Source organism: Faecalibacterium sp. AF27-11BH (genome assembly GCF_003603005.1).
In the GTDB taxonomy this organism is placed as follows: domain Bacteria; phylum Bacillota; class Clostridia; order Oscillospirales; family Ruminococcaceae; genus Faecalibacterium; species Faecalibacterium taiwanense.
In genome coordinates, this window is sequence record NZ_QVGS01000037.1 from 1 (window position 1) to 723 (window position 723).

General features: G+C 48.5%; 2 protein-coding genes. Both read right to left on the reverse strand.

Annotation, left to right across the window (positions count from 1 at the left end):
• Positions 1–98 precede the first annotated feature (98 nt).
• The gene (locus tag DWY76_RS13770; protein ID WP_015536783.1) at positions 99–485 is read right to left on the reverse strand and encodes a DUF2500 domain-containing protein; all 387 of its coding nucleotides are present in this window, start codon (positions 483–485) and stop codon (positions 99–101) included.
• 1 nt (position 486) lies between these two features.
• Positions 487–723 (reverse strand): DUF6054 family protein (locus DWY76_RS13775; RefSeq protein ID WP_120081607.1); only part of this gene is annotated, 237 nt, incomplete at its 5' end.

Below are 723 nucleotides of genomic sequence, written 5' to 3' on the forward strand. Positions count from 1 at the left end.
ACATAATTGTATGGGCGAACTCTGTTCCAGTCGATGGTCAGCCCTTGGATAAATAGATCGTTCATACAGCACTCCATACTATATAATGTAAGAAACACTTAGCTCCGCTCAAACCCAAGATAGCGGGTGCCCTGAAAACTCAGCTTTCCGATGTCGCCCTGCACGAGCAGACCATAATCGCTTCCGTCCACTTCAAATTCCATCCGGTCGCCGCTCTCCACCTGAAAAGTCACATAGTACGATGTAAATGTGCTAGTGTCGTATCCGTGCGCACCGGACATATCTCCGGCATTGGCACTGCTGGAATGCGAAACATCGGTGCGCTTTGCTACCACTGTTGCCGGAACGGTAAGCCGCGGCGAGTGGTTGTTTTTGTTCCATGTGCGGAGATTTGAAATTAGAGCAAAGAAAAACATTCCAATAAAAAGCAGGAACAGGATTGGGAAAATGAAGCTGAATATAGCGTCAAACCATCCAAAAAACATTTTACTCCTCCAAAATTTCTTCCAGCAGGTCCTTTACATCGTCCAGAAAAGATTCTTCTCCGAGGGTGTTCACCTTGAAGAACACCGCTTGACTGCCGCCCGCTGTAATTGCAGACAGCCGAATCGGGCTATCTCCATTCTGGAACATGGTCAGTGTCAGACTCAGGCGGTTGCCGCCCATCATGCTGTACCGTTCAAACACACGGACATTGCACCGGGCATCGCCCTCTTTGAAATC